Source organism: Microcoleus sp. T3_B1, assembly GCF_036700445.1.
In the GTDB taxonomy this organism is placed as follows: domain Bacteria; phylum Cyanobacteriota; class Cyanobacteriia; order Cyanobacteriales; family Microcoleaceae; genus Microcoleus.
This window is the reverse complement of sequence record NZ_JAUBOX010000156.1, coordinates 1-7052: the sequence shown is the minus strand read 5'-3', so window position 1 is coordinate 7052 and position 7052 is coordinate 1. Positions and strand designations below refer to the sequence as shown.

At 49.0% G+C, this 7052-nt stretch carries 4 protein-coding genes and 1 pseudogene; 2 read left to right on the top strand and 3 right to left on the bottom strand.

What is annotated here, in order from left to right:
• Nucleotides 1-30: 30 nt before the first annotated feature.
• The 3 genes and pseudogenes from QT990_RS35045 to QT990_RS35035 form a co-directional block, all read right to left on the bottom strand.
• The gene (locus QT990_RS35045) at nt 31-339 is read right to left on the bottom strand and encodes an oligosaccharide flippase family protein (RefSeq protein ID WP_333142466.1); all 309 of its coding nucleotides are present in this window, start codon (nt 337-339) and stop codon (nt 31-33) included.
• Nucleotides 221-715 carry an oligosaccharide flippase family protein gene (locus tag QT990_RS35040; RefSeq protein WP_333142465.1) on the bottom strand — a complete coding sequence of 165 codons (495 nt, stop codon included), beginning with the start codon at nt 713-715 and terminating at the stop codon, nt 221-223. Before QT990_RS35040 ends, QT990_RS35045 begins: the two co-directional genes overlap by 119 nt.
• A 106-nt stretch (nt 716-821) precedes the next feature.
• Nucleotides 822-986 (bottom strand): annotated as a pseudogene (locus QT990_RS35035) (oligosaccharide flippase family protein); the annotation flags it as partial.
• A gap of 363 nt (nt 987-1349) precedes the next feature.
• Between QT990_RS35035 and QT990_RS35030 the strand changes: the two are divergent.
• Together QT990_RS35030 and QT990_RS35025 are read left to right on the top strand one after the other, a co-directional pair.
• Nucleotides 1350-3650 carry a glycoside hydrolase gene (locus tag QT990_RS35030; protein ID WP_333142464.1) on the top strand — a complete coding sequence of 767 codons (2301 nt, stop codon included), beginning with the start codon at nt 1350-1352 and terminating at the stop codon, nt 3648-3650.
• A 484-nt stretch (nt 3651-4134) separates the two neighbouring features.
• Entirely contained in the window at nt 4135-6702 is a 2568-nt protein-coding gene (locus QT990_RS35025; RefSeq protein WP_333466363.1) for a PAS domain S-box protein, read from the top strand.
• The last annotated feature ends 350 nt before the right edge of the window (nt 6703-7052 follow it).

Here is a 7052-nt window from a genome sequence, read left to right as displayed (position 1 = left end):
ACCTCTTTGAACACAACTTGATATTTTTTATTATATCATATTAGTTGTTTGTGTAATTAATTTTGTTTGACTACTTAAGCCAACCGCGCATGCGATCAGGATCGGTTGGCGATTTTTGAGGATCTTAGCGCGAAGTATGTCGCGAGGCTGGTCAACCAACTTGGAAATAGCCGGAAACATCACCTTGCCACTGAGGGCTAAAGTGATAGAGCGCGGTATGTCAGCAAGCGTAAGAGCAACGCCGTAAACGCCCAACACATCCAATGTCAGTAATTTTCCCAGAATCAGCCGATCGGCTTGCTCTGCAAAAAATGTTAAAGCCGTTGAAACAAATATCAACTTTCCAAAAGAAAGAATTTCTGTGAACTACCTCTTGATTCCATATCAAGCGGTTAGGCGAACCAGAATTCCAATAGTGGCTCCAGACCAATTGCAGAATTTGTGACGCAAAGGATCCCATCAATATGGCCCAGATGGTCGGACTGAACCACGCCCAAACAATCATTACCACAATCCCGATCGACTGTCCCGACAACTCAAAAATTGCTAGCTGACGAAAAGCCATATTCCGGTTGAGCGTGAACACCGAAGTTGAATTGAACCCGGAGATCACCGTCCCCAAACCCACCACAGGGATTAACCAGGGGAACTGAGGCTGTTGGTATAACTGGGCAATTGGCCAGGCCAGCAAAAGCGTACAGAACCAAAGAATCACGCCGCGACAGACCTGCAAAGTCCAGGCAGTGTTCGAGAAAATCTGGCTCTTCCGCGCGCTTGTTCTGGATGACGCTAGTACCGATACCAAGGTCTGAGAACAGGTGCACAGCCGTGATGAATACGTAGACGAGACTCATAAGACCAAACATTTCCGGTACTAGCAGGCGAGTCAGGATCAGGTTACTGCCTAACCGCAGCACCTGACTGATCCCATAGCTAGCAATCGTCCACACTGCCCCCCGGACAGCAAGCTGTTTAACTGATGACATAATAAATTTGGCGTAAGGGAAACCGAAAGAGCAGACTTTTGAGCGAGGTTTTGGTATCAGTTGCTTTTAGCAGCTCACCTGCTGACACAAAAAACGCAGGCCTATCTATTGTTGAGCCATTGATGGTGAGACTTCTCGATTTTAGACCTCAACAGTGCTGCTAATTAGCTGATGTGTGCAACGATCAGCACAATGCTGGTCTGCAACTCGCCGTACCCTAAATCTGTGGATCTTAGATAACATAGTTACAGTGTTACAGTCTATTTAACAAAGACATCATAAACTTTATGTTAGGGAACACAGTGGAATTTATCTGAAAGTTGCACAACGGCTAACTACCTGATTAATAATTACTCATTACCAATGTCACACCCTCTCTACGTCGCCTTTATTTGGCACCAGCACCAGCCTTTGTATAAATCGAGGGCATCTACGGTCGGATCAGACACCAGTTCCAGATCAAACTCGCCCGTATTGCAGTCCAGAAACTTTGACCTCCAAGGTCACTATCGACTGCCTTGGGTGCGCTTGCACGGAGTCAAAGACTACTTGGATTTAGTGCTCCTCCTGGCAAAATATCCTAAACTGCATCAAACCGTAAACCTGGTTCCCTCCTTGATTTTGCAGATAGAAGACTGCATAGCAGACCGAGCATTAGACCCTTACTTGGCGGTAACTCTGAAGCCAGCAGAAACTTTAAATATCGAAGAACAAGAGTTCATTTTAGAACACTTCTTTGACGCCAATTACCACACCCTGATTCAGCCACACCCCCGCTACGCTCAACTCTACACTCAGCGGCAGGAAAAAGGCATTCAGTGGTGTTTGGAAAACTGGAAATTGCAGGATTTTAGCGACTTGCTGGCTTGGCACAATTTAGCTTGGATTGACCCGCTGTTTTGGGACGACGCCGATATTGCAGGGTGGCTGAAACAAGGACAAAATTTTAGTTTGGTAGACAGAAAAAACATCTACTCAAAACAAAAAGAAATCCTCGCTCGCATCATTCCCCAGCACCGTAAAATGCAAGCTGAGGGACAGTTGGAAGTCTCCACAACCCCCTACACGCACCCGATTTTACCGCTGCTTGCCGACACTAATGGCGGCCGCATAGCTATTCCAAACATGACGCTGCCACAACACCGGTTTCAGTGGGAAGAAGATATTCCCCGACACCTGAGAAAATCCTGGGAAATGTATCAAGACCGGTTTGATTGCCAACCGCGCGGTTTGTGGCCGTCGGAACAAGCAGTCAGCCCGGAAATTTTGCCCTACATTGCCAAACAAGGCTTTAAATGGATAGTCTCGGACGAAGCAGTATTGGGGTGGACAATTAAACACTTTTTCAACCGCGACGCGACAGGGAATGTCTACGAACCAGAATTGTTATATCGCCCTTACCGTTTAGAAACTCCTGACGGCGATTTAGCCATAGTATTTAGAGACCACAGATTGTCCGACTTGATCGGGTTTACCTACGGTTCGATGGAACCGGAAAAAGCAGCATCAGATTTAGTGGGACACTTAGAAGCGATCGGCAGAACTCTCAAAAACCGACAGTCCGAGGGCCAAACAGCTTTAGAAAATCCCTGGTTAGTTACGATCGCCCTAGACGGCGAAAATTGCTGGGAATTCTATCCCCAAGACGGCAAACCGTTCTTAGAATCCCTCTATCAAACTCTCAGCGATAATCCAGATATCAAATTAGTCACAGTCTCAGAATTTCTCGACCAATTCCCAGCAACCGAAACAATTCCCGCAGCCCAACTGCACACTGGTTCCTGGGTGGACGGTTCCCTCACAACTTGGATCGGCGATCCTGCGAAAAATCGCGCTTGGGACTTGTTAGGGCCCGCTAGACAAATGCTGGCAAACCATCCAGAAGCCACAGAAGAAAGCAACCCAGAAGCTTGGGAAGCGCTTTATGCGGCCGAAGGTTCCGACTGGTTCTGGTGGTTTGGCGAAGGCCACACGTCGAACCAAGATGCCATGTTCGACCAGCTATTTCGCGAACACGTAGCGGCGATTTACGACGCTCTTGGCGAGCCCGTACCCCCGGAAGTGCGACGGCAAGTAGAGGTACACGAGGTTCAAGGCGACCACCAGCCGCTGAGCTTTATTCACCCGGTGATTGACGGTATCGGCAACGAACAGGATTGGGACAAAGCCGGTCGCATTGAAGTTGGGGGAGCAAGGGGTACGATGCACCGGAGTTCGGCAATTCAGCGGCTTTGGTACGGGGTTGACCACTTGAATTTTTACATTCGCGCCGACTTCAAGGTAGGGGTGCGGCCGGGAATTGATTGCCCTCCAGAGTTAAATTTGTTCTGGTTTTATCCCGATCGCACGATGAAAAACAGTCTGATTCCGCTGTCGGGTTTGCCCGACGAAGCACCGCTAAACTACCGATTCCACCATCAGTTAGAGATTAATTTGCTGACGAAATCGATTGCGTTTCACGAAGCAGGAGAGGGCGATGAGTGGCAGCCCCGCCTCAGCCGGGCCCAAGTGGGATTGGATAAATGTTTGGAGGTAGCAGTGCCCTGGGCGGATTTGCAGATTATGCCCGACTGGCAGATGAGGCTGATTGCAGTTTTATCGGAAGGGCAGCGTTACTCTACCTGTATGCCGGAAGATGCTTTTATTCCGATCGGAATGCCGTAAAAAGTCATTAGTCATTAGTCATTAGTCATTAGGCTGTAGGGGCGGGTTGCGGGTTTTACCAGCTTTCATAGAACGGTTAACCCAAATACATATAAACCCGCCCTCTGAATTAGTCAACAGTCCTTAGTCATTAGTCATTAGTCATTGGGCTGTAGGGGCGGGTTTTACCAGCTTTCATAGAACGGTTAACCCAAATACATATAAACCCGCCCCCTGAATTAGTCATTAGTCATTAGTCAACAGTCATTTTTTGAACCAACAAAAAATTAAATAATTATCCAATTTTATTAAATTGGGGCTTCTACTCTGGCTACCTAATGCCTTGATAATTTCGCTCGCGTCCGGTCGATCGAGGGCTAGAAAATTTGTTCGTCGTGAGGGCTTCATCCTTCATAAAAAAGAGGACTAAATTCCTGAATACCAAACATACAATGGTTAATTTACCGGAGATCATATCATTAGTCATGGGGAAATAAAAAAACTAATGAGCCGCATTTTACTATTGGTCGATCGCCACCAACAACTTAATTTGCCGATCGCCCACCTCAACACCGAGCATGAGGTGATCGTACTCGATCGCGCTTTAAATCCCAACTCCGAATTTCCCATTCCCCCAATCGCTTTTGACTTGTGCATTCTCGACGAGGCAAATTTCGATCGCATCGGGCCGCTGGTAGAATCATTAAAAACTGCCGCCGAGCCGATATTTTTACCGTTCTTGCTTGTTAGTCAATCCCAAACGCCTGCTCTTTCTGAGCAGCCATTGTCGCAGCAGGCAAAACAACTCGAAGGCAGAATAGACGATTGGATAGTAACTCCCGCCGAACCCGCCCAACTGCACTTGCGGGTAGAGAATTTGTTGGCGCGCAGGCGGCAGTCGCTAGAACTCCACAGACTTCAGGAAATAATTAAAGAACAGACTTTTACAGAAAGTTTGTTAAAGGACTCGCTGCAAACGGCAAACGAAAACCTGCAACGGGAAATCGCCAAGCGGGCCGAGGTAGAAGCTGCAGCGCGAGAAAACTCCTATCTCGACTCGCTGATGAATGCCATGCCAGATATTGTCTGCTTCAAAGATGGCGAGGGCAGGTGGCAGGAGGCAAATCAAGCGATATTGGAAGTGTTCGAGCTAGAAAAAATAGACTACCGCGGCCTTAAAGATTTTCAGCTAGGAGAACTCAGCATTTTTTACCGCGAGGCGCTACAGGCGTGCGAGGTCAGCGATCGAGAAGCGTGGGCAAAAGGTAAGCTTTCTAGGGGGGAAGAAATGATTCCCCGATCGGACGGTACTGTGAAAATCTACGACGTGATTAAAGTACCCGTATTTCACCCCGACGGCAGACGCAAAAGTATCGTGATTTTGGGCCGCGACATCACGGAATACAAGCAAACTAGAGACGAACTCGTGCGCTTGGCGTCGATTGTCGAGTCTTCCGACGACGGCATCGTCGGCAAAACTCTCACGGGGACAATTCAGAGCTGGAACGCAGGAGCAGAGAAGATTTACGGCTACTGTGCGGCGGAAATCAAGGGGCAGTCGATCGAGATTTTAGCCATACCCGAACGCCCCAAGGAAATGCCTCAAATATTGGAAAATATTAGGGCTGGAGCCACCATCGACCATTACGAAACCGTGCACTTGCGGAAAGATGGCCAACAGATAGATGTGTCCCTGACGATTTCTCCGATTAAAGACGCGACTGGAGCGGTAACGGGCGTTTCGACAATCTCTCGCGACATCAGCGACAGCAAGCGAGTCGAAAAAGCCTTTGAACAACTCCGCCACCAAACAGAAATGATTTTGTTCTCCGCAGGAGAAGGAATTTGCGGGTTGAACAAACAGGGAAAAGTAACTTTTGTCAATCCTGCGGCTGTGAGAATGGCTGGGTGCGAATCGAAGCAATTGATCGATCGACCACTCTATGAAAGCTTACACCGTTCACAGCAAGAATGCTCGAGGGCGATCAAGCAACTGTCACCTGCAACAGACATCAATTCAGGCTCTGAACTTGTCCCACACTGCGCCGCACCGCAGGCGGGCAAACTGCTGCCGAAGCGGGTAAGTTCTCAAATTTTAGCCACCTTGGAAGACGGAGAGGCGCGGCGCGTCACCGATGAGATTTTTTGGCGGCGAGACGGCAGCAGTTTTCCGGTTGAGTACGTTGTCGCTCCGATGCGAGAACAAGGCGAAATTATTGGAGCTGTGGTGACTTTTAAAGATATCACGGAGCGGCTTGCCGTCGAGCGCATGAAAGATGAATTCATCTCTGTTGTCAGCCACGAACTGCGGACGCCGATGACCTCGATTCACGGCGCCCTCGGCCTCCTCAACAGCGGCCTGCTGGACGCTTACCCCCAGAAAGCTAAGCGGATGCTGGAGATTGCTGTCACTAACACTGACCGTTTGGTGCGCTTGGTCAACGACATCCTAGATTTAGAGCGGATGGAGTCGAGTTACAGCACTGCCATCAAACAAACTTGCAATGTGGCTGACCTGATGTTGCAGGCGGCTGACGAGATGCAGGGAATGGCTCAGCAGGCGGGAGTTACTCTGTCGGTGAAGCCTGTGGCGGCGCAATTGCAAGCTGTTCCCGATCGGCTAATTCAAGCCTTGACAAATTTACTCAGTAATGCTATAAAATTTTCTCCCTCCGGCGCTACGGTTTGGCTGAGCGGGGAGTTGACCCACAATCCCGATTTGGCAGAAAAAGCAGCGCCCAAGTCGGTGTCGTCTCCGTCTTTGTTGTCTCCTGAGCCTGCAGCCGCGCCTCCGCATTTGCCAGTTCCGAGTTCGTGGTACATCGTGATTGCTGTGAAAGACCAAGGGCGGGGTATTCCGTCAGACAAACTGGAGATGGTCTTTGAACGCTTTCAACAAGTTGATGCTTCTGATTCTCGCCAGAAGGGAGGTACTGGTTTGGGGCTGGCTATTTGTCGCAGTATCGTGCAGCAGCACGGGGGGCGGATGTGGGTGGAGAGCGTTGTGGGGGAGGGGAGCACTTTTTTCTTAAGTCTGCCACTTCTGAGGGAGGGGCTGGCAAATGAAAGTTAATTTCTACCCAGGTGTACCCAAAGTTACTGATTTTGTGCAGATTGTTCGATCGAGTCATCGACAAACAATCTCAGCCTTTTCTCCTGTTTGGGGACTGCGGGCAAAAAGCACAATTTGAGGTCGAAAAGCGGCTTTTTTTGGGTGGGATATTTTACAGCAACCGCGCCAGACGGTTAGGATGTTCTTAGTTGAAACCCTGGCGGTCGATTACAACTTCGGTCTTCCTTGTTCCTTCTTCCTTCAACATCTGCTATACAGTTTTGAAAATTTACTTTGACATACTCCCGGGCCTTCAGGCGAGGGGATTCTAAGCTCAAACAGCAATTGCAGGCATAGCCTGTCTAACATCA